Annotated in this window: 16 protein-coding genes; 10 read left to right on the top strand and 6 right to left on the bottom strand. The window is 63.4% G+C overall.

The genetic code is table 11. The features are described from left to right. Positions 1–15: 15 nt before the first annotated feature. The 3 genes from E4S61_RS13255 to E4S61_RS25455 all read left to right on the top strand — a co-directional run bounded on the left by E4S61_RS13255 (position 16) and on the right by E4S61_RS25455 (position 4331). Positions 16–924 carry an HFX_2341 family transcriptional regulator gene (locus E4S61_RS13255; protein ID WP_135304407.1) on the top strand — a complete coding sequence of 303 codons (909 nt, stop codon included), beginning with the start codon at positions 16–18 and terminating at the stop codon, positions 922–924. 407 nt (positions 925–1331) lie between these two features. Next, on the top strand, positions 1332–4064 hold the full coding sequence (locus tag E4S61_RS13250) for a valine--tRNA ligase (protein WP_135304406.1): 2733 nt from the start codon (positions 1332–1334) through the stop codon (positions 4062–4064). Between the two features lie 90 nt (positions 4065–4154). Then, a complete protein-coding gene (locus tag E4S61_RS25455) occupies positions 4155–4331 on the top strand; it encodes a hypothetical protein (RefSeq protein ID WP_167768495.1) in 177 nt (58 codons plus the stop codon). 58 nt (positions 4332–4389) lie between these two features. On the opposite strand, the gene E4S61_RS13245 is transcribed toward E4S61_RS25455, so the two are convergent. Continuing rightward, the gene (locus E4S61_RS13245) at positions 4390–5163 is read right to left on the bottom strand and encodes a DUF1405 domain-containing protein (protein WP_135304405.1); all 774 of its coding nucleotides are present in this window, start codon (positions 5161–5163) and stop codon (positions 4390–4392) included. Between the two features lie 47 nt (positions 5164–5210). Further along, a complete protein-coding gene (locus E4S61_RS13240; RefSeq protein ID WP_167768494.1) occupies positions 5211–6692 on the bottom strand; it encodes an ATP-binding response regulator in 1482 nt (493 codons plus the stop codon). Positions 6693–6864: 172 nt separating this feature from the next. On the opposite strand from E4S61_RS13240, the gene pdxS reads away from it, so the two are divergent. Together pdxS and E4S61_RS13230 are read left to right on the top strand one after the other, a co-directional pair. Then, entirely contained in the window at positions 6865–7773 is a 909-nt protein-coding gene (gene pdxS, locus E4S61_RS13235) for a pyridoxal 5'-phosphate synthase lyase subunit PdxS (protein WP_135304403.1), read from the top strand. 119 nt (positions 7774–7892) lie between these two features. Further along, positions 7893–9140, top strand: coding sequence for a mechanosensitive ion channel family protein (locus E4S61_RS13230; RefSeq protein WP_135304402.1), 1248 nt, complete (start codon positions 7893–7895; stop codon positions 9138–9140). 56 nt (positions 9141–9196) lie between these two features. Here E4S61_RS13230 and E4S61_RS13225 read toward each other — a convergent pair whose 3' ends face one another. Next, positions 9197–9517, bottom strand: coding sequence for a hypothetical protein (locus tag E4S61_RS13225; RefSeq protein ID WP_135304401.1), 321 nt, complete (start codon positions 9515–9517; stop codon positions 9197–9199). Between the two features lie 165 nt (positions 9518–9682). Between E4S61_RS13225 and E4S61_RS13220 the strand changes: the two genes are divergently transcribed. The 4 genes from E4S61_RS13220 to E4S61_RS13205 all read left to right on the top strand — a co-directional run bounded on the left by E4S61_RS13220 (position 9683) and on the right by E4S61_RS13205 (position 14715). Beyond that, positions 9683–10267, top strand: coding sequence for a DUF2150 family protein (locus tag E4S61_RS13220; RefSeq protein ID WP_135304400.1), 585 nt, complete (start codon positions 9683–9685; stop codon positions 10265–10267). A 66-nt stretch (positions 10268–10333) separates the two neighbouring features. Next, positions 10334–12364, top strand: coding sequence for a hypothetical protein (locus tag E4S61_RS13215; RefSeq protein WP_135304399.1), 2031 nt, complete (start codon positions 10334–10336; stop codon positions 12362–12364). Between the two features lie 80 nt (positions 12365–12444). Next, the gene (gene hmgB, locus E4S61_RS13210) at positions 12445–13782 is read left to right on the top strand and encodes a hydroxymethylglutaryl-CoA synthase (RefSeq protein WP_135304398.1); all 1338 of its coding nucleotides are present in this window, start codon (positions 12445–12447) and stop codon (positions 13780–13782) included. Positions 13783–14010: 228 nt separating this feature from the next. After that, positions 14011–14715, top strand: coding sequence for a ferredoxin--NADP reductase (locus tag E4S61_RS13205; protein ID WP_135304397.1), 705 nt, complete (start codon positions 14011–14013; stop codon positions 14713–14715). Between the two features lie 109 nt (positions 14716–14824). Here E4S61_RS13205 and E4S61_RS13200 read toward each other — a convergent pair whose 3' ends face one another. Further along, the gene (locus tag E4S61_RS13200; RefSeq protein WP_135304396.1) at positions 14825–15532 is read right to left on the bottom strand and encodes a helix-turn-helix domain-containing protein; all 708 of its coding nucleotides are present in this window, start codon (positions 15530–15532) and stop codon (positions 14825–14827) included. 72 nt (positions 15533–15604) lie between these two features. Next, positions 15605–16195, bottom strand: coding sequence for a type IV pilin (locus tag E4S61_RS13195; RefSeq protein ID WP_135304395.1), 591 nt, complete (start codon positions 16193–16195; stop codon positions 15605–15607). 158 nt (positions 16196–16353) lie between these two features. Between E4S61_RS13195 and E4S61_RS13190 the strand changes: the two genes are divergently transcribed. Further along, positions 16354–16704 (top strand): four-helix bundle copper-binding protein, encoded by a 351-nt coding sequence (locus E4S61_RS13190; RefSeq protein ID WP_135304394.1) that lies wholly within the window; start codon positions 16354–16356, stop codon positions 16702–16704. 34 nt (positions 16705–16738) lie between these two features. Here E4S61_RS13190 and E4S61_RS13185 read toward each other — a convergent pair whose 3' ends face one another. Then, a complete protein-coding gene (locus tag E4S61_RS13185; RefSeq protein ID WP_135304393.1) occupies positions 16739–19981 on the bottom strand; it encodes an Eco57I restriction-modification methylase domain-containing protein in 3243 nt (1080 codons plus the stop codon). Between the last annotated feature and the right edge of the window lie 74 nt (positions 19982–20055).

Genomic DNA, 20055 nt, shown 5'->3' with positions numbered 1-20055 from the left:
GGAGGTGTAATACGTATGCAGACCCACATCGTCCCGGTCGGCTTCGACTACGACCGGCTCATCGCGCCGCTGGTGCGCGAGCAACTCGACGTGGACCGCGTCATCCTCCTAGAGGGGGCGGTCGGTTCCGAGGCCAACGTCGAGTACTCGCGCCACCTCGCCGAGAAGTTGGAGAAAGATTACCGGAACCTGCTCGGAGCGGAGACCGAGCGCTTCGTCGTCGACGATGTCTACGCCTACGACGAGGCGTTCGAGCAGGCGTTCGAACTCATCAACGACGAACTCGACGCCGGCAACGAAGTGTGGGTCAACGTCTCCGCGATGCCTCGCACCGTCTCCTTCGCCTTCGCCACCGCTGCCCATTCGATCATGGTCGAACGGGAGGGCGAACGCGACCGCATCCACACCTACTACACGGTCCCCGAGAAGTATCTGGAGACGGAACTGGCCGAAGAACTGCGTAAACAGGTTACTCTCTTAGAGAGCCTCAAGGACGGCGAGGACGTAGCTGCCGACGTCGACGAACGGCTCGAAACCGCCCTCGACCTCTTAGACGAGTTCGACGAGCGCGGAACGACCATCGGCGCGAAAGAGATCGACGGCTCGCACATCGTCGAACTCCCCGTCGCCTCTTTCTCGAACGTCAAGCCCTTCGAAGAGGTCATCCTCTTTCTCCTCGGCGAACACGGCGAGTTCGAATCGGTCTCCGAGCTCGCACAGGAACTGGCCCGCGAACTCGGCGAGGAGTACACCGATTCGTTCCGCTCGAAGGTCATCTACAACGTCGACCGCCTCGGCCCCGGCGGGAAAGGGTACATCGAACAGGAAGAACACGGCAAATCGTATCGAACGCGCCTCTCACGCATCGGCCAGCTGTGGGTCCGCTCGCATTCGGCCGACGAACGCGAACACGACCTGCTTTGAAAACCGGGTTGATGGGATGAGGAGACAGCCGACACGGGTATCAGAGCCAGAAAGCCCGGCCGGATGGTCCACGGGGTGGGACTGAAAGGGGCCGCTCGCTGGGCATTCGAAACGAAGGAAGGACCGCAGGGAGCGAAGCGACCGAGGACCACAACGAGTCGCAGTAGCCCAGCGAGCGGGGGCTTTCTGGCTGTTCTGAAATCTTACCGTTCCGGTAACTCAATCGCTAGAGACGACACCAGAAAACCGAAGTCGTTAATCCCCCGCTTCGCCCACGTACACGTAATGGCGCGTCGAGCAGCTTCCCGCTCCGTTCTGGTACCCGTAGTAGGGGTCTCCACGCCCCACTAACCTCACCTCTCGACGCCCGCACCGTTTTCGACCGACTGCAAGTTCGCAGATTCGACATGAGTGACACACAGGACCCACCGACCGAGGAATCGCCAACAGACCAACAAGAGCGTCTCGACGGGGAGTACGACCCCGGCGAGATCGAGCCAAAGTGGCAAGACCACTGGGTGACTGAGGACACCTACGCCTACGACGGGGACGCCGACACCCGATTCACCATCGACACACCGCCGCCGACGGTGTCGGGGAACCTCCACATGGGCCACCTCTATCAGTTCACGCTACAGGACTTCGTCGCCCGCTACCACCGGATGGCCGACGACACCGTCTACTTCCCCTTTGGCTACGACGACAACGGCATCGCCTCCGAGCGCCTGACCGAACGCGAACTGGACATTCGCCATCAGGACTTCGAGCGACGGGTATTCCAAGAGAAGTGCCGCGACGTGTGTGCCACGTACGAAGACGAGTTCACACAGGACGTCCAGTCGCTGGCAATCTCGATTGACTGGGACAACACCTACAAGACCATCGAACCGCGCGTCCAGCGCATCTCCCAGCTCTCCTTCCTCGACCTCTACGAGCAGGGCCGGGAGTACCGCCAGCGCGCGCCGACCATCTGGTGTCCGGACTGCGAGACGGCTATCTCGCAGGTCGAGCAGGAAGACGAGGACAAGCACACGAAGTTCAACGACATCGCCTTCGAGTTAGTCGAGGACGGCAACGGGGACGCCCCCGGCGAGGGCGACGCCGAGGAGACGTTCACCATCTCGACGACGCGCCCGGAACTGCTCCCCGCGTGTGTCTCGGTGTTCGTCCACCCCGACGACGACGAGAACCAGCACCTCGTCGGCGGCACGGCGAAGGTGCCGCTGTTCGAGCAGGAAGTCCCCATCATCGCGGACGAACGGGTCGATATGGAGACCGGCAGCGGCCTCGTCATGTGCTGTACGTTCGGCGACCAGAACGACATCGAGTGGTACCAGGCACACGACCTCGACCTGCGGCTGGCCATCGACGAGTCGGCGACGATGACCGAACTCGCCGGGCAGTACGAAGACATGAGCACCACGCAGGCCCGCGCGGCCATCATCGAGGACTTAGACGTAGAGGGATTCCTGCTGGAGTCGCGCGACCACGAACACACCGTGCAGGTCCACGAGCGCTGCGGCGTCGAAGTCGAGTACCTCGTCACCGAACAGTGGTACATCAAACTGCTCGACAAGAAAGACGAGTACCTGCAGGCGGGCCGGGACATGGAGTGGTTCCCCGAGAAGATGTACAGCCGCTATCAGCACTGGATCGAGGGCCTGGAGTGGGACTGGTGTATCTCCCGCCAGCGCGATTCGGGCATCCCGATTCCGGTCTGGTACTGCGACGAGTGTGGCGAACCCACCTTCGCCGAGCGCGAGCAACTGCCCGTCGACCCCCTCTCAGACGACCCGCCCGTCGGCGAGTGCGAACACTGCGGTCACGACACGTTCACGCCCGAGGAGGACGTCTTCGACACGTGGGCGACCTCCTCGCTCACGCCACTGATCAACGCCGAGTGGGACTGGCACGCCGACGAGTCGGCAGAGACAGCCGACTCGGTGGACGAACCGGCCGGCTCCTTCGAGATGGAGATGGACGAACTGTACCCCTTCGACCTCCGACCGCAGGGTCACGACATCATCTCCTTCTGGCTGTTCCACACCGTCGTCAAGTGCTACGAGCACACCGGCGAGGTCCCCTTCGAGAACGTGATGGTCAACGGGATGGTCTTAGACGAGAACCGCGAGGCGATGTCCAAGTCCAAGGGCAACGTCATCCCGCCGAGCGAAGTGCTAGAGAACTTCCCCGTCGACGCCGCCCGCTACTGGGCCGCCGGGACCTCCATCGGCGACGACTTCCCGTACAAGGAGGGCGATTTGGAGGCCGGTGAGCGCTTACTCCAGAAGCTCTGGAACGCCTCGCGGCTGGTCGACCAGTTGACGCCCGCAGCGGCGTCCGTCGAGGACGTCCCCGAGGACGAACTGGCAGCCGTCGACCGCTGGATGCTCGCGGAGCTCGACGCGACCATCGACTCCGTCACGGCGAAGTTCGAGGACTACGCCTTCTCGAAGGCCCGCAACGAACTGCGTTCGTTCTTCTGGAACACGTTCTGTGACGACTACCTCGAAATCGCCAAGCAGCGACTGAGCGACGGTGGCGACGACTCTACGGAGTACACGCTGCTGACTGCCCACCGAACCTTCCTCCAGCTGTTCGCGCCGTTCCTCCCCCACATCACGGAGGAACTGTGGGAGCGAATGTACCGCGCCGACGAGTCGATCCACACGACCGACTGGCCCGTCGCGGGCGGCTACGAGGCGGACCTCGAAGCGGGCGAGACGGCGATGGAAGTCGTCTCGGCACTCCGACGATACAAGACCGAGAACGGGCTGCCGCTGAACGCCGACGTAGAACACGTCGAGGTGTACGGCCACGTCGAGGGCTTCGCCGACGCCGTCGCCGAGGCGATGCACGTCGAGACCCTAGAGACGTTCGAGGACGCTCCCGATATCACCACCGAGATTAGCGATATCGACCTCGACTACTCCATCGTCGGCCCGGAGTTCGGCAACGACGTGGGCGCAATCGAGGGCGCAATCGCACAGGGCGACTACGAAATCGAGGGCGACACGCTCGTCGTGTCGGGCGGCGAGTTCGAACTCGACGCCGAGATGTTCGAAATCGAGGAGTCCCGCACCTACTCCGGCGAGGGCGAGATGACCGAGACGGAGAACGCCGTCGTCGTGGTGCGGTAGTCAGTCGGGAGAACGCAGCGCGTTCGGCGATACCCCGCCGCCGTCGCCGGGACCAGTAGCATCAATGTGGGGGGCTCGGTATCCCCACGCATGCAATCGGAGGCAGAGATACGCGACCGTATCGAGGCGCTGCAAGACGAGTACGACAGCCACGACCCGCCGACCTCTGGACTGGAAGACGAGGCGGAAGTCGCGATACTGCGCGCCATCGAGGAACTGGAGTGGGTCCTCGAAGAGCGCGACGAAGACGACTCCTTCACAATCTGACGGCGGAGAGTGAAATCGGGACCGACGGAGCCGAGTCGACCGACGAGACCGGCGCGACTTACGCGGTCGCCCGCTGCAGCTTCAGTTTCTCGATGCGAGTGGCGAGCGCCAGAAACGTCGCCAGAATCGTCAGGACAACCGCCCATCCGGCCGCGAGGTCGTGGGCGGGGAGCGTATGGTCTAACCCGCCAGCGACGACTTCCGCTCGGAGAATCGTGTGGTGAGGGCCGCCGAGCACCGACACGAAGTAATCCACGACGTCGTTGAAGCCGTACCAGCCGACGGCGACTGCGACCGCGGGCACGGAAAAGCTCGCGTAGCGGTGGATGAGAAACGCCTCCAGCGCCATCGCGAGGTGGCTCAGGACGAGGAACCAGTAGAGCCACGCCGCGATGCCGCCTGGACCGTTGATGACCAACTGGACGAACGGTGTCCAGAGACCGAGTTTGATACAGCCGAAGAAGGCCAGCGTGTGTATCCACTCGGCGTTCCAGCCGCGTTTCCACGCGACCAGCGAGAGACCGATGAACATCGTCGCGGCGGGCGAGTCGGGGATGACCGGATACGCCAGTAACGGGGCTGCACCGAGTTGCCCTTCGACCAGCGGCGGCGCGAGGTTCAGCGGGCGACCCGCGTAGTACCAGAAGCCAAAGAGCGTCCCGACGAGGTTGACGAGGGCCACAGGCCACGCCAGTCGGAGGCCGACGTTTTCGAGCCACGTCGGGAGCGGAGCCACGTAGCGCGGGAGACCCTCGCTGTCGGGGAGTGGTCCGCCGAAGAACCGCGCGACGACTGCTTCGATGCGCCCGCCGACGCCCTGCTCCGTTGCCATACCGGGCGGTAGGGAGGCGGCGGCAAAACGCTAGCGGTCGGTCGAGGTCAGAACTGAATCTCGAAGCGCGCGCCACCGGCTTCACTCTCGTCAACGATCACCGACCAGTCGTGTCGGTCGGCGATGGTCTCGACGATGGCGAGGCCGAGTCCGGTCCCGTCGGAAGCGGTCGTGTAGCCGGTGGCGAACACCGTCTCTCGCTCCGCGGGCGGGATTCCGGGACCGTCGTCGGCCACGTAGATGCCCGCTCCGTCCGGGAGCGACCCGACGGTGACCGCCACCTCCGGTCCGGCGTGGTCGATCGCGTTGTCGACGAGGTTGTCCAACAGCCGAGTCAGTTCCGTCGGGTCCGCTTCGACGGTCGGGAGGTCGCCCACTGAGAGCGTCGCCTCGCCGACGGCGTGACTGGTCCAGACGTCCCTGATAGCGTCGGTGAGGGCGACCGATTCGGGATCCGGTTCGAGATCGCCGTGGCGCGCGAAACTCCCGAGTTCCTCGGCCAGCCCCGCGATGCGGTCGTGGCTGCGTTCGATGGCGTCCAGTCGCTCGTTCTCACCGATGGTCTCGCGGAGCAACTCGGCATTGGCGTCAGCCACCTGCAGCGGCGACCGGAGGTCGTGTGCGACCTCCGCGAGGAACTGTTCGAGCCGTTCCGTGTGCCGCTCTAGGGACTGTTCGTAGTGCTTTCGGTCGCTGATGTCGAAGGTGAGGCCGATGAGACCGACGATATCGCCGTTCTCGTCGCGCCACGGGACCTTCGAGGTGAGTGCCCACTCGTTGAACCGCTGCTTGGTGGTGACGACATCCTGTTCGTAGTTGTCGAGGAGGTGGTCGAAACTGTACGTTTCACCGACCTCCTCGATGGTCTGTTCTTCTTTGTGGATGATCGGGTCGCCGTCCTCGATGACCTGCATGTCGTCGGCGTGCGTCTCGTCGGCGTGGGCCGCCGGATACAGTTCGTGGTCGGTCTTTCCGACGGCGGTTTTCGGGTCCTCGATGTGAGCGTGGCTCACTCGGAGGTGACGACCTTCGCTGTCTTTGACGTACATGTGATGGGGTATCTGTTCGAAGATCGTATCGAGCAGCGTGCTCTTGGAGGCGAGTTCGCGCTCCGTCCGAGCGTGGTCCACAGCGTTCTCGATGCGATTCGTCAGCATCTCGAAGGTCTCGGTGTCGCCGCTCTTCTGGACGTAATCCGTGACGCCAGCCGAGATAGCCATGCTCGCTACCTCTTCGCTGCCCTTCCCGGTAAAGAGGATGAAGGGGAGGTCGGGATGGTCCGCTCGAACGGTTCGGAGGAGTTCGAGGCCGTCTATCGGCTCCATGTCGTAGTCCGAGACGACGCAGTCGACGTCGGTGGTCGCCAGCCGGTCAGTGACCTGTGTGGGGTCGTTGAGAGTGTCGATTTCGAGGTCGGTCGATTGCCGTGCCAACATCGCCGACGACACGTCCAGAAAGTCGGCGTTGTCGTCGACGTGTAGAACCTGCACCCGCTCCTCGCGTTCCACCGGAGACCACTCCGTGCCCATTGTACATCGTATGCGCATTGTTATATAAAAGTATAGAGGCACACCCCACGCAGTCGTTGCGCGAGCGGGAGCGACCTGATCGAAGCCGGGCCATCAGTCGTCGCTCTCTGTCCCGTCTCCCACTTCCAGCCAAGGACAACCGTTAGGTAAATCCAGTTCCAAGCCGCTGACAATGCCCGAAGCTACCGATTTAGAGGAGTTGCGCCGCGGGACCGACCTCGTCAAGCGCGGCTTCGCAAAGATGCAGAAAGGCGGCGTCATCATGGACGTCGTCACACGCGAACAAGCCCGTATCGCCGAGGACGTGGGTGCGGTGGCAGTGATGTCTCTGGAAGCGGTGCCCGCCGATATCCGCAAACGAGGGGGTGTCGCCCGGATGGCCGACCCCGCCGAAGTCGAACAGATAATCGACGAAGTGTCGGTTCCAGTGATGGGCAAGTCCCGCATCGGCCACACGAAAGAAGCCCAGATTCTCGAAGCGACGGGCGTGGACATGATCGACGAGAGCGAGGTGCTCACGCCGGCGGACGACCGCTACCACATCGACAAGCGAGAGTTCACTTCCCCGTTCGTCTGCGGCGCACGCAACCTCGGCGAGGCCCTGCGCCGCATCGACGAAGGAGCGGCGATGATTCGGACGAAGGGCGAAGCGGGAACCGGTGACGTGAATCAGGCCGTCCATCACCAACGTAACATCAAGGGTTCGATCCGCCAACTCGAAGGCGCAAGCTACGAAGAGCGAGAAAAGTGGGCCCGCGAGAACGAAGCCCCGGCCGAACTCGTCCACGAGACCGCCGAGATGGGCCGTCTGCCCGTCGTCAACTTCGCCGCTGGCGGTATCGCGACACCGGCCGACGCCGCACTCATGATGCACCACGGTTGTGACGGCATCTTCGTCGGGTCGGGCATCTTCGGCGCGGAAGACCCCGAAGCGATGGGCGAGGCCGTCGTCGAAGCTGTCAACAACTGGGACGACCCCGATGCACTCGCCGAGATCAGCAAGAACATCGGCTCGGGGATGCGCGGCGACGCCAACGCCGACCTCCCTGAGGAAGAGAAACTACAGGGCCGCGGCGTCTAGGACGGACTCTCGCTTTCTCTCGGTCTCGTCCATGTCGTTTTACTCTCTCGGATTAGGAGGAAACGCTCTCCTTGGTCCAGAGACGAAGACACAAGTCGCTACGACTTCGATGAGGGGGTGTGCAGGGGACCGCAGTGCCGACACCGGAGAGCGAGATCACCGGAGAGCAGATACTCGGTCTCGTCGAGGAACTCCAGCAGTTCCTCGAACGTCTCGTGGCTGCCGAGGGACGCCTCACCGCGACCATCCTCCTGCTTCTCGTCCTCTTTCTCAGCGTCGTCGTCATGCCGGCGCTGTCCGAGCGGTTCCGTGACTCGTTGAGCAAGTGGATGCGCTCTGGGCGGATGGGACGCGGACTAGAGTGGCTCGCATCCCTCACGCCGACATCGTTTCGAGGAATACTACTCCGGTCGGCCCAATTGACGGTTCTGGTTCTCGTCGTCGTCTCGTTTCTCGTCGTCTGGGACCTGATAGACGTCGTCGACGCCGCGGCACCGATAATCGAGCAGGGCAGTCCAAAGCTGTTCGCCACGGCACAGACCGTGCTGCTCGTGATGTTGGCGTTCGTCCTCTCGGACCAGCTGAAGCGGACGATCGACCGCCTCACGCTGGCGCTCGACGACTTCACCGAACATCAGGAGGAGATCCTGCTCCGGGTCGGACAGGTGACGATATTCATCGCAATCGGCATCACCATCCTCGCGGTCTGGGGACTCAACATCAGCGGCCTGCTCGTCGGGGCGGGCTTTCTCGGTATCGTCGTCGGTTTCGCCGCCCGGACGACGCTCGGGTCGCTCATCGCGGGGTTCGTCCTCATGTTCTCCCGGCCGTTCACCATCGGCGACTGGGTCGTCATCGGCGAACAGGAGGGGATCGTCACGGAGATCACCATCTTCAACACGCGACTGGAGAACTTCGACGGGGAGTTCGTCGTCATTCCGAACGACCGGGTCGGCGACCAGGCGGTCACCAATCGGAGTCAGAAGGGGCTGCTCAGACTGACGATGGACCTCGGCGTGGATTACGACACCGACGTAGAGCGAGCGACGGAACTGGCCCAAGAGACGATGGCAAGCGTCGAAGAAGTCGTCGACTCCCCGCCGCCGCAGGTCGTTCCGAAGTCCTTCGGCGATTCGGCTATCATCCTCGAACTACGGTTCTGGATAGACCATCCGACGCCGCCGCGGAAGTGGCAGGCCATCTCCGCCATCGTCCAGGAGGTGAAAGCCGCCTTCGACGAGGAGGGGATCACGATCCCGTTCCCACAGCGGACGTTCCAGCCCCGCGAGGGCGGCGGGGACGGCGAGAAGGACGGTCCAGAGAGCGCGATCCGGTCGGTGAACGCAGAGAGCGAGGACGGCCAGTAACCACGCCGACGCCACCGCGAGCGTCGCGCTATCACGCGGCCCATGCGTGGTCCGTTTTATTCGTCGCGACCGCCGAAATAGCCATCGAGGACGAGTCCGGCACCGAGCAGCCAACAGCCGACCAGCGCGCCGAGGACGCCGACGTGGAACAACCGACCGGTAGTGAAACCGCCGACGAGCGACCCGTCGAGCGCCGTCGCGGCAGTGTCGACCGCGACGCCGAGCGTCGCTGCGTCCGCTATCATCCCCGCGAACGTCCCGGCGACAATCGGCAGGGTCCCGACGAGGAGTGCAAGCCCCACACGCGTCGCCACGCTACCGACAGTGATCGGGTCGACAGCCCCGACCGTCGCGTGCGTCGAGCGTCGCTGTGACATGTCAATACGTACCAATCCTCAGCGTATAAATCCCCACGAAGCGAACCGTTCGACATCCGTTGGCGACTGTATGGGGTAGAGAGAGGATGATACGGGGTTTTCGACGATTCAGCCGTCGGCATCGCCTGTCGAAACTACTATCCCCGGGCGCACGTACGGGGAGACATGAGCACTCCGCCGGGGGAGTATTACACCGAAGAACGCTGGCAGAACTGGCTTGATCGCATCAACGAAGAGAACGTCGACCCCGAAGACGAGGACTCGGCGCGGCTCCTGTTGAACTTACAGGACGACGCGGCTATCGCCGTTGCGAAGATACTCACCGACTACGAAGACGGTGAGCTCGACGAAGAGACCGCCCTCGACGAACTCGCGGGCGTCCGCGAGATCGTTCTCGCGGACTTAGAGATGGAAGACGAAGAGACGCTAATGCTGATCGACGGCGTCCAGACGTCGCTGCTCTGTGTCTTCTACGCCGCCGAGGAGTATGCCGCCGAGGGCGTCGCCGACGATGCCTCCGTTGCCGACTACGTCGGGGCCGCCGCCGACGCCGAAGCCGAGGAGGACTTAGACGCGGCGCTCGGCTACTGCGTGCAGGCCGGGACGCGCATCATCGACGGCGACGAACTCTCGATGGACGTCGCCGAGGAACTGGAGTACGGACTGGTCTCGGAGTGGGTCAACGGGCTCGATAGCCTGCAGACGGCGATGAGCGACCCCGAGGTCGTCGAAGAGGAAGACGAGGCCTGAGACACTGGAACTAGAGCTGATACTGGGGCAGATACCTTTTTACCACCGACTCTGTAAGCGGCGGGCATGAGTTTCGTCGGGGACGAGCGGGCACAGTCGGTGCAGATCGGAGCGGTGTTGCTGTTCGCCGTCCTCGTCATCGCCTTCTCAAGTTATCAGGCGTTCGTTATCCCGAACCAGAACCAGGAGATAGAGTTCAATCACAATCAGCAGGTCCAATCGCAGATGCAGGACCTGCGAAACGCCATCGTCTCGACGTTGAGCGGAGAGCGGACGCAGGCCGTCGCCGTCCGACTCGGCACCAGATACCCCTCCCGGGCCGTCGCTGTCAATCCGGGTCCTGCAACGGGGTCGTTACGAACAGTCGGGACGACAGACGAGCGTGTCAAACTGACGCTCTCGAACGCATCGGCTGCTGGCGAGACCGGAGACTACTGGAACGAGACGCGACACTACAATACCGGCGGCATTCAGTACGCTCCGTCGTACAACCTCTATACGGAGGCACCGACGACAGTGTACGAACACACCGTCCTGTACGACCGATTTCCGAGCGGGAACGTCACGCTTGCCAATCAGACGTTCATCGACGGGACGGACATCTCGCTGGTGGTTCTCAACGGGTCGCTGTCGAGTGCATCCAGCGGAAGTACGTCCGTCGACGTCCGAACGGTTACAGCGTCTTCTAAACGGCTCCGTCTCGATGACGCGGGGTCGAACATCACGATTTCGTTTCTCTCCACCCGATCGGAAACGTACTGGGAGTTCCTAAACGAGACAGAAACGACCGTGACGGACGTCAGGAGTTCGCCCACAGCAACTCAATTCCACAACGTGACGGTCGAACTCGCAAAGAACGAGACGTACACACTTACGATGACGAAAGTAGGCGTCGGAACCCGTGTGACGTCCGAAAAGACGGCGTATCTCACTACCGTCGACGACCGGCGGCGCGCGCTTGCACAGGGCGAACGGGCCGAACTGGTACTCGAAGTCCGCAACCGATTCAACAACCCACCGGCGAACGCTTCCAACACCGTCGTCTATGCTAATGCGAGTGGCGGAAAGCTCGTTTCGACCGCACAGACGCCCGACGAAAACGGGCAAGTGATCTTCACCTACGTCGCTCCTAACAGTCGAACCGGCGAACAGCGCGTCAACTTCAGTTACGTCAGCTCCGACGCGGCCAACGCCAGTGCGTTCGAGCCGAGTACAGTCAAAAACGCGTCGATAGCCGTCGACGTAACGGCTTCCACTGACGACAGTAGCGGAGGGAATGGTGCGTACAGGACCGAATGGCTTGACCCCGCCGGGCAGTCTGGTGTGAGCTGCCCCGACGGCCCCGATGGGATCTGTACCGTCGACGTGAGTCAGACGTCCGATGCGATACTCACGATGGGGACCACTCCGGTCGCAGACGGCGCAGCCGTCCAGTACGCGGTCAACGACACCGGCGTTGGGTCGATCTCGCAGACGACCGGCACTACGAACTCCGTCGGCGAAAATCAAAGTGTGTTCTTGCCAGTGAACGATGGCGGCGTGAAAGTGTATACCACGAGCGGGAGCAGCGGTGACACGCTCGTTCTCGACGTGATAAACACCGTTGACGACCTCATTTACAACGAGGATGCCGTGGCCGTGGACGGGCCCGATGATGAGGTCTACCTTTCTCCGGAAGTTTCCGGTGGCGTCGAGTTCACCGTCACAAACCAGTTCTCTCAGAGCGCCGAAATTACGGAGATACGGGTGACTCGCCCCACCGGGCCCGCAAGAACGCTGAACGACAATGTCGGTGCGCCGAACGACGAAACACGTCGTACCGAAGTGTATGTTACCGGTGCGACGAGCGATGGCCACGTCGACATCAACGGTGGGGTCGGGCTACCGAACACGTTCGACATGGACAGCGACGGGTTCAGTAACGACGCTAATCCGGAGACACCCGCAGGAGGATCCTTCAAGCTCTATCTATTCGAATTCAGAGACAACCAAGGGGACGCTGTCGATATAACGGGCCGCACGTTCGACGTGACGCTCTACTACCGTCTCGCCGGCGGTGCGACGGGTTCAAAGACGATTACGATCACGCCGTCATGACCGGGCCGGTGAATGGGAGTTCGACGAGCGTCGAACTCTTGGACGACAGTAACTTATACGCTCGTAGTGAGGGTGTATCCATGACAGCAGTCGGTATCGACGCGATGGAGATATGGACAGGGAAGCTGAAACTCGACCTCGCCGAGACGTTCGCGCCGGCGCAGGGAGACGACCCCGGGAAGTATACGAAGGGGCTGGGACTGCACGCCTCGTCGTTCCCGGACGTCTACGAGGACATCGTGACGATGGCGGCCAACGCCGCCCACCGACTGATGGAACGCAAGGGGCTCGAACCCGACGATATCGGCCGCATCGACGTGGCTACGGAATCCTCCTTCGACAACTCCAAACCCGTCTCGACGTACGTCGCCGGCTGTCTCGAACAGGTGTACGACGGCGACTTCCACCACGCGAACAAGGGCGAACGGAAGTTTGCGTGTATCTCGGGAACACAGAGCCTGGACGACGCCTACAACTGGATTCGCGCCGGACGAAACCGCGGCCGCTCGGCCATCGTCATCGCCACCGACACGGCGCTGTACGCCCGTGACGACCCCGGTGAGGCCACACAGGGAGCGGGAGCCGTCGCCATGCTGGTCTCGGAGGACCCCGACCTCGTGGAACTCTCTACCGAGCAGGGCTTCGGCAGCGCCGACGAGACGGACTTCCTCAAACCGAATCAGCAGTTCCCGTCCGTCGACGGGAAGCGCTCGGTGAACGTCTACCTCGCCCGGATGCGCGAGGCGCTCGACGACTTCGCGTCGGTGGCCGGCGACATCCACCCCGACGACTATCCGTTGATTCCCTTCCACACGCCGTTCCCGGGGATGGTCCGGAAGGCCGCGGCGCTCGGCTACCGACACATCATCCGCGGGACGGAGGTCGAGGAGGCCGTCGCGGCCGAGATCGGTCACCAGCCGATGCGCGAGGACTTCGAGACCGACGACGAGTTCCGCGACGCCATCCGAGAGTACACCGACTCGCTGACCGAGACCGAGCGGTACAAAGACTGGTACGCCGACACTATCGACCCGACGCTCGAGATTTCACGCGAGGTCGGCAACTGGTACACCGGATCGGTCCACATCGCCCGCGCTGCCGGCCTGAAACACGCCCGCGAGAACGGCCGCGACTTGGAGGGGAAACAGCTACTGGTCGCTTCCTACGGCTCCGGCGCACAGGCCGAAGTCCACGCCGAGACGGTCGTGCCCGGCTGGGAAGAAGAGATCGCCCAGCTGAACATCGACAAGCAGAACCGCGAGCGGTACAACCTCTCTTTCGAGGAGTACGAGCAGATTCACGACGTCCACAACCACGACATGGAGGCCGACGTTGAGGAGTTCACCGCACCCGAATCCGAGTTCGTCTTCGACGGGTGGGGGCGGATGGGTGAGCGGAAGTATCGGTACGTGGAGTAGCGAGGTTCCGGCTTGCCGGAACCTCGGATAGCGAACGGCGAAGCCGTGAGCAGTAGCAAGGGACCGAACGAAGTGAGGTCCCTCGAATTGCGATCGGGGAGAGCGAGGCGCTTTGCGCCTCGAATGCGAGCGGCGATAGCCGCGAGTGGAACGACCCGCGAGCAGTAGCGATATGTCCCGAAGCTTGCAAGCACGTCTCTGACCACTCTTGCGTCCGGAGACCCGGATATGACGCTCACGGTCACTGTTGCCGACGTGCATCAGATGACGCCCGACGTGAAGCAGTTTCGGCTCGTCGCCGACGACCACACCTTCGAGTATCGGCCCGGGCAACACACGGCGGTTCACTTCGAGAACGACGGCGAGGACGACTCGCGGCCCTACACTGCTGCAAATCTGCCCGGCACCGACCAGCTCGTACTCGCCATCAAGCGCTACGACGACGGGAACGGGTCGGTGTTCATGCACGAGCAGACGCCGGGCGACGAAATCGAGATCGAGGAAGTCGAGGGGAACCTCCACGTCCGAGACCTCGACCGCGACGCCGTGTTCGTGGCGACGGGAACGGGAATCACGCCGTTGTATCCGATGGTGAAACACTACGCACGCGAAGGGGAGGGCGATGCCCAGCTCGTGTTCGGCGAACGCGACCAGTCCCACCTCATCTTCCGCGAGAGCCTCGACCAGCTCCAGGCGGAACACGAGAACGTTAGCGTCGAGTACGTCCTCTCTGATGCCGACGACCGGGCATGGAATGGCCGGACCGGACACGTACAGGACCATCTCCCTGACGCGCTGGACGGACTCGACGAGACGGACGTCTACCTCTGTGGCGTCCCCGAGATGGTCGTCGAGACCCGTGACCTCCTCGAAGACGAAGGCGTGGACGAGGAGAACATCTACACTGAGGGTTGGGAGGCGGACGCGGCGTAGCGAGGGGCGCGCGACCGAAAGGAGCGCGGCCCTCGGTGGGATGCGGAGAGAGACCGACAGTCCCCCAGGTAGTCGGGCGACACTGCCCCCTTCGATCAGAACTCACTGACTACGGCAGCGAGTGCAGACCGTCCAATAGGTCGTCCAGTTCCACGTCGGTGACAGCCAGTGAAAAGTCGTCGATGCGCGCGAGGTCGGCGGCGTGCTCCCAGACGGCGTCGCTGTCGAGTCCGTGGAGGACGACGGCGTTGGGCGTCGGCGAGACGACCCGAAGTGCCACGAGCGGGGATTCGCCGCGTGTGACGTTCGTGAACACGAGGACGCGGTTCGTCGATTGACCGTACAGTTGGAAGAACTCGTCCGAGGAGAGGCGAGTGATGGCCGCAATGGAGTTGATGACGGTGTGACCGGCGACGGTGTCCTGACTGCCGCGGTGGATCTCCTCGGCGTCGATGGCGTCGTACACCCGTTCGACGCCGACGTTGGCGGCGTACTCTTGGAGGTCGTAGACCACGTCGCTGTCGAACCCGGCCGAGAGGACGCGAGCGTGCTGGCGGATGTGGTCGCCGCCGCGGTCCTCGTCGATGTCCAGCAGCGCACTGACGAGTCGCCGGACGACATTGATACCCGGATTGTCTCGCCGCCCGCTCTCGTAGTCGGAGACGACCGATGGTGAGACGTCCAACTGGTCGGCCAACTCCGTCTGAGCCACGCCGAAGTCGGTTCGCCACTTCCGGAGCGTCGCCCCCGGTTCGTCGCTCAAGGCCACCTCCCCGGCAATCTTCTCGGCGAGGTCGTCCCGCGCTGCCCGTGCCATTGGTCAGCAAGGTGGGTTGACTGGAACAAAAGGATACCGAAACGCTACCCGCACGTCGCTCACCACAACGCTTCAGGTAGCGCGAATCCGTTCCTCGATGACGATGCTGTTCGTGGGAGCGTGGACGACGCGAACGACGAGGCGGTCGCCGCTGTCGAGCGAGCACTCGCTAGTCGAGACGCGGAACTGTGCCGTCTCCCCGGCGGTCCACTCGCCGTCGTCGTCCACGTCGCCCGTGCCGATGGGTCCCTCGACGGCGTCGTAGGAGTTGTCGAAGATATCGGCCCCGCGGACGTATTCGGTGGTCGGGCGGAGGTCGTCCCCGTCGGCGGGGAGGTTCACCAGCCGGCCAATCTTCCCGCAGGCGTCGCTCGCGTCGAGGACGATTTCTAACTCCCGCACGCGGAGCGTCTCACCGCCGAGATGAGCGACCCGAACGACCTGTGCCGTGTAGCGGCCGCCGCCGGTGCTATACGTCTCGTACTCACCACTTGAGTGAGCGACGGTCGGGACGGACGCGGTCACATCGTCGGCGTAGCCGAGTGCGAACGCCGACACCGACCCGGCGATAGCGACCGTCAGCCCGAGCAACAGGACGACGGCGACGACGGAACTGACCGCTCGCTGGTCGGGAGTCGACGGATCGGGCGGTGTCGGTGACACGGCACCAGATCGGCCCGTCTTCGTACAAAAACGGTCGGCTGGTACGCCAAGCGGACCACCGGGAGACTGCCGTCTTGGGACCGAAGACACGGGCACACCCCAAACTTGCACTTGAAGGCGAAGCTCCGAAACGGAATCCGCTCGATGTACGGTACGCAATGTCACTATCCGAAACGGTTTCCGAGATCGACCATCTGAGCGAGGAACAGCGAGAGTGCATCGAGAACTGCAACGAAGCCGCCGAGGTCTGTGAGTGGTGTGCCGACGAGTGCCTCGGGAGCGAGGACATGGAGGAGTGCGCCCGCCTCTGTCGGGATGTCGCTGACATCGCGTCGCTACACGCCCGGTTCATGGCCCGTGATTCGCAGTTCAGTTCGCAGCTCGCCGAGGCCTGCGCGGACGCCTGCGAAGCGTGTGCCGACGAATGCGAACAACACGACGCCGACCACTGCCAGCTCTGTGTCGACGTGCTCCGCGACTGCGTGGAGACCTGCCGCGATATGGCCTGAATCAGGCGACCGCTCCGACTCGTAGGCGTCACGCTCACCCGCTATCGAACTCTTTTCGAATCACGTCTCGTTCGTCCGCAGAGAGACCGTACAGTGAACACACGCGACGCTCGATAGCCGAATCGAGCGCTTCGATTCGTCGGTCCAACTGTCGGGCGCGAGCGCGCTCGTCCGAGAACTCTCGAAGCCCTGCCGCCACGTCGTCGAGGCGTGGCAGCGTCAGCGACTGCAGTCGCGTCACGAGCGAACTGGACTGGGTCGCGTTCGCCCGGAAGTCGGCGAATCCCTCGCGCCTGTCGGCGGCGTAGGGGACGAAGGCTTCGACCAGGGTTTCGCGTTCGTCGTCTACCCCGTCGAGTTCGAGCGCCGGAATCGGCTCGGTTTCCGCGTATCCCCACCTGTCGGTCTCGACCGTGTCGTCGTCGGGTTTGTACCGGGCGCTCGCGGCGATGACGAGACCGTTCGAGCTTGACTCCGCACGAACGTCGCCGATTCGTAGATTCGGCCACTCGTCGGCGGTCGCTCCGAGTTTCGTCGTCGAGACGCCTTCTGCCGGGCAACACTCTGAGAGAGTACCCAGCGACGGCCCGAACTCGTACGTCCCGAGAGACTCGGTAAGGTCGAGGTCGAGCCGGGAGCGCTCGGCCGTCAGCGAGAGCATACGGCCGACGGCGTCGACGAGCTCCGAATCCGGCCCCTCGCTCATCGCCGTCGGCAGCGCCTCGAAGGTGGATTGGTTAATTTGTGGGAATACGGTCCGGTAGGCGGCGTGCTTGTAGTGGTGGTAGAAGTTCAACACTGAGGAGTTCAACACCCCGAGGAGGTGTTTGAGTTCGTCAGTTGATCCCGACTCGATGTGGATGTTGTACGCCGATTTGATGGTTGCGAGACCGTCCGAGTCGAGCGTGCCGACGAGCGACGCGCTGGTCTGGCGGAAGACGAGTTTCGGACTCTCGTAGTTGCGCTCGTCCTTTTCGAGGTCGGCAGCCTCGACGTAGCGGAGTTCCTCGTCGTCGATGCCGTACCGACGCACCGCACCGCCGGGCGCGATCGGGCGCGTCCCTTCCCCTCCCTGTGGGCTCTCGGCGAGGCGCTCAGCTCGTTTACTCATCTCCTCACCCCGCGAGATGGTGATGAATTCACCGAGCGGGGGCTGGCGCTCGATTTTGTCGAGAATCGAGCGAGTGTCTGCGTCGAGATACAGCAGGAATCGCGCCGCGTCTTGCGCTTCGAAGACGCGAGACGGAATCGGGTCGTAGGCGATATCGTCCAGATTCGTTCGGTCAGCGTCGGTCGCGCTCGCACAGCGGACGGCGTCCGTCTCGTCGCCGCTGACGAGAATCACCGCGCCGCTTTCGACGCCCTCGAACACGGCACCGACCTGCAGTATCTCCACGAGCGACGTGTGTTCGAGGACGTACGCCCTGATGGGTTCGTTCTGTTCGCGCGTCAGCACCGAGTCCGGGACGACGAACCCGACCCGACCCGTCTGAGACTGGCGAATCGCCTGCTCGTAGAACGCCACGTAGAGGTCGAACTGGTCTTGTGTCGTCTCGAAAGCGTCTTCGAGGTAGGCCCGGAGGTCGGTCGCGATGGCGGCGCTGACGTTCGCGCGCCCGGCGGTCGCCACCCACGGCGGATTCCCGACGACGGCGTCGAATCCGGGTCGGTCGAGCGGGTCGCCGCTCTCGTCATAGTACATCTCCGGAAACTCTAGCTTCCAGTGGAAGTACGAGTCGTCCGCCGCCAGTCGCTGCGCCTCCTGAAACCACGTCGCCTTCTCGATAGTCGCCCACACCTCGTCGTCTTCTAGCGCGGCGGCCATCCGCTGGTAGGCGTCGGCCGGGACGGTATCGAGCCCGAATCGCTCGGCGGTGTAGACGTTGGCAATCGCCGTCAGCCGCCGGCGACGCCACTCGCGTTCGCATCGCCCGTATTCGCTCTTGGCCGCCGGGATCTCCTCGATGTCGCTCCCGACCAGCGCATTGCCTGTCTTGAGGTGGCGGTCGAGCGATGTGAGCGGTCGGTTGGCGACCGACGCTCGGAGCCAGAGCGACGCCGTCGCCAGTTCGACGGCCAGCGGATCCAGATCGACGCCGTAGACGCAGTGTCGTGCGACCTGCCGTCGCGCTCGGTCCATATCGTCGGTTGCATCGACGGACTCGTCGCCCGATTGCGCCTGCCGTTCCCGTTCGGCGACGATTTCCCGAGCGAGGTACTCGACGACGGCGAGGAGGAAGTGACCGCTCCCCATCGCCGGATCTAGCACGCTCAGGTCGAGGACTCGCCGCGTGAACTCGTCGGCCGAGTCCCCCTGCGCCCCGTCTCCCCCAGTTCCATCGCGACGAGCGTGCTCGGCTTCGAGGTCCGCTCGAATGTCCCGGACGAGCGGTCCGAGGGTGCGCTCGACGACGTGTTCGACGACGTACTCCGGCGTGTAGTACGCACCCGTCGCTTTCCGCTCGCCGTCGTCCGTCGTCAGATAGATGCTGCCCGTCGGGACGACGACGTGGTCACCGTCGCCCGCAGCCGTATAGGCCCCGTCCGTCAGCGTCAGCGGTTCGTCGGCCACGTCGAGTCGGTACTGCAAGAGGGTTTCGTGAATACTCCCCAACTGTCGAACGGCCAGCGACGAGTAGTCGATAAACGACGTTTCGCCGTCGTCTTCGTGTCGAGTCAGCAGTTCGACGACTCGGGCGAGGTGGGCGTCACTGACCGCGTAGTCGGCGAGAAAGCGCGTTTCACGGGGGTTACCCTCGTCGGGGTCCGTTCGGAACAGCCAACTGTCGTACGCCGGAACGGACGGGGCCTCCTCGTCAGTTCCGAGCGACGTACTGTCCCGATCGAGGCGTTCGAACAGTTCGTCGAGACGCGACCACAGGTCGGTCTGTCGACTGGAGTACGCCGAGTCCGCGCTGTCGAGTCGAGCGGCGACGGCCCGTTTCAGCGAGTGCAGCCCGCCCCGCTCGTAACCCCCGTTTTTCGTCTCCGGTAGGTGCCGCTCCTCGCTCTCGGCGTACAGGACGACGAGAAGTCGATAGAGGTAGACGAGCGAACTCTCGTAGACGAGGCCGAGTCTCGCCGCCTCGAAATCCGATCGATCGTCTGAAAGCAGACCGCGTTCGGTCAGTGCCGACCGCCCGAGGTCGTTGTCGGGGTACTCGAAGAACCCCTCGGCGAGGACTTCGAGGGCCTCGGCGACGTTTTCCGCGACTTCCCGGCCGAGTTCCCTTCGTCCGCCCCCTTCGGTCCCCACGTCGCCTCGGTCGTTCCCCATCGGTAGTATCGGACACCTGTCGAGGGACCCGTATAGTCCTTTCTCAGCGGCGGCGTGCTGGTATCAGCTCACGC

It is taken from the genome of Haloarcula amylovorans, assembly GCF_004681185.1.
GTDB classification, from domain to species: domain Archaea; phylum Halobacteriota; class Halobacteria; order Halobacteriales; family Haloarculaceae; genus Haloarcula; species Haloarcula amylovorans.
Note: the sequence above shows the minus strand (reverse complement) of the source record. Positions and strands in the feature narration are given on the sequence as shown.

What these genes read in the sequence shown, in the direction of transcription:
- E4S61_RS13255 (WP_135304407.1), top strand. Translation starts at nt 16, where the DNA reads ATGCAGACCCACATCGTCCCGGTCGGCTTCGACTACGACCGGCTCATC.
- E4S61_RS13250 (WP_135304406.1), top strand. Translation starts at nt 1,332, where the DNA reads ATGAGTGACACACAGGACCCACCGACCGAGGAATCGCCAACAGACCAA.
- E4S61_RS25455 (WP_167768495.1), top strand. Translation starts at nt 4,155, where the DNA reads ATGCAATCGGAGGCAGAGATACGCGACCGTATCGAGGCGCTGCAAGAC.
- E4S61_RS13245 (WP_135304405.1), bottom strand. Translation starts at nt 5,163, where the DNA reads ATGGCAACGGAGCAGGGCGTCGGCGGGCGCATCGAAGCAGTCGTCGCG.
- E4S61_RS13240 (WP_167768494.1), bottom strand. Translation starts at nt 6,692, where the DNA reads ATGGGCACGGAGTGGTCTCCGGTGGAACGCGAGGAGCGGGTGCAGGTT.
- pdxS (WP_135304403.1), top strand. Translation starts at nt 6,865, where the DNA reads ATGCCCGAAGCTACCGATTTAGAGGAGTTGCGCCGCGGGACCGACCTC.
- E4S61_RS13225 (WP_135304401.1), bottom strand. Translation starts at nt 9,517, where the DNA reads ATGTCACAGCGACGCTCGACGCACGCGACGGTCGGGGCTGTCGACCCG.
- E4S61_RS13220 (WP_135304400.1), top strand. Translation starts at nt 9,683, where the DNA reads ATGAGCACTCCGCCGGGGGAGTATTACACCGAAGAACGCTGGCAGAAC.
- E4S61_RS13215 (WP_135304399.1), top strand. Translation starts at nt 10,334, where the DNA reads ATGAGTTTCGTCGGGGACGAGCGGGCACAGTCGGTGCAGATCGGAGCG.
- hmgB (WP_135304398.1), top strand. Translation starts at nt 12,445, where the DNA reads ATGACAGCAGTCGGTATCGACGCGATGGAGATATGGACAGGGAAGCTG.
- E4S61_RS13205 (WP_135304397.1), top strand. Translation starts at nt 14,011, where the DNA reads ATGACGCTCACGGTCACTGTTGCCGACGTGCATCAGATGACGCCCGAC.
- E4S61_RS13200 (WP_135304396.1), bottom strand. Translation starts at nt 15,532, where the DNA reads ATGGCACGGGCAGCGCGGGACGACCTCGCCGAGAAGATTGCCGGGGAG.
- E4S61_RS13190 (WP_135304394.1), top strand. Translation starts at nt 16,354, where the DNA reads ATGTCACTATCCGAAACGGTTTCCGAGATCGACCATCTGAGCGAGGAA.
- E4S61_RS13185 (WP_135304393.1), bottom strand. Translation starts at nt 19,981, where the DNA reads ATGGGGAACGACCGAGGCGACGTGGGGACCGAAGGGGGCGGACGAAGG.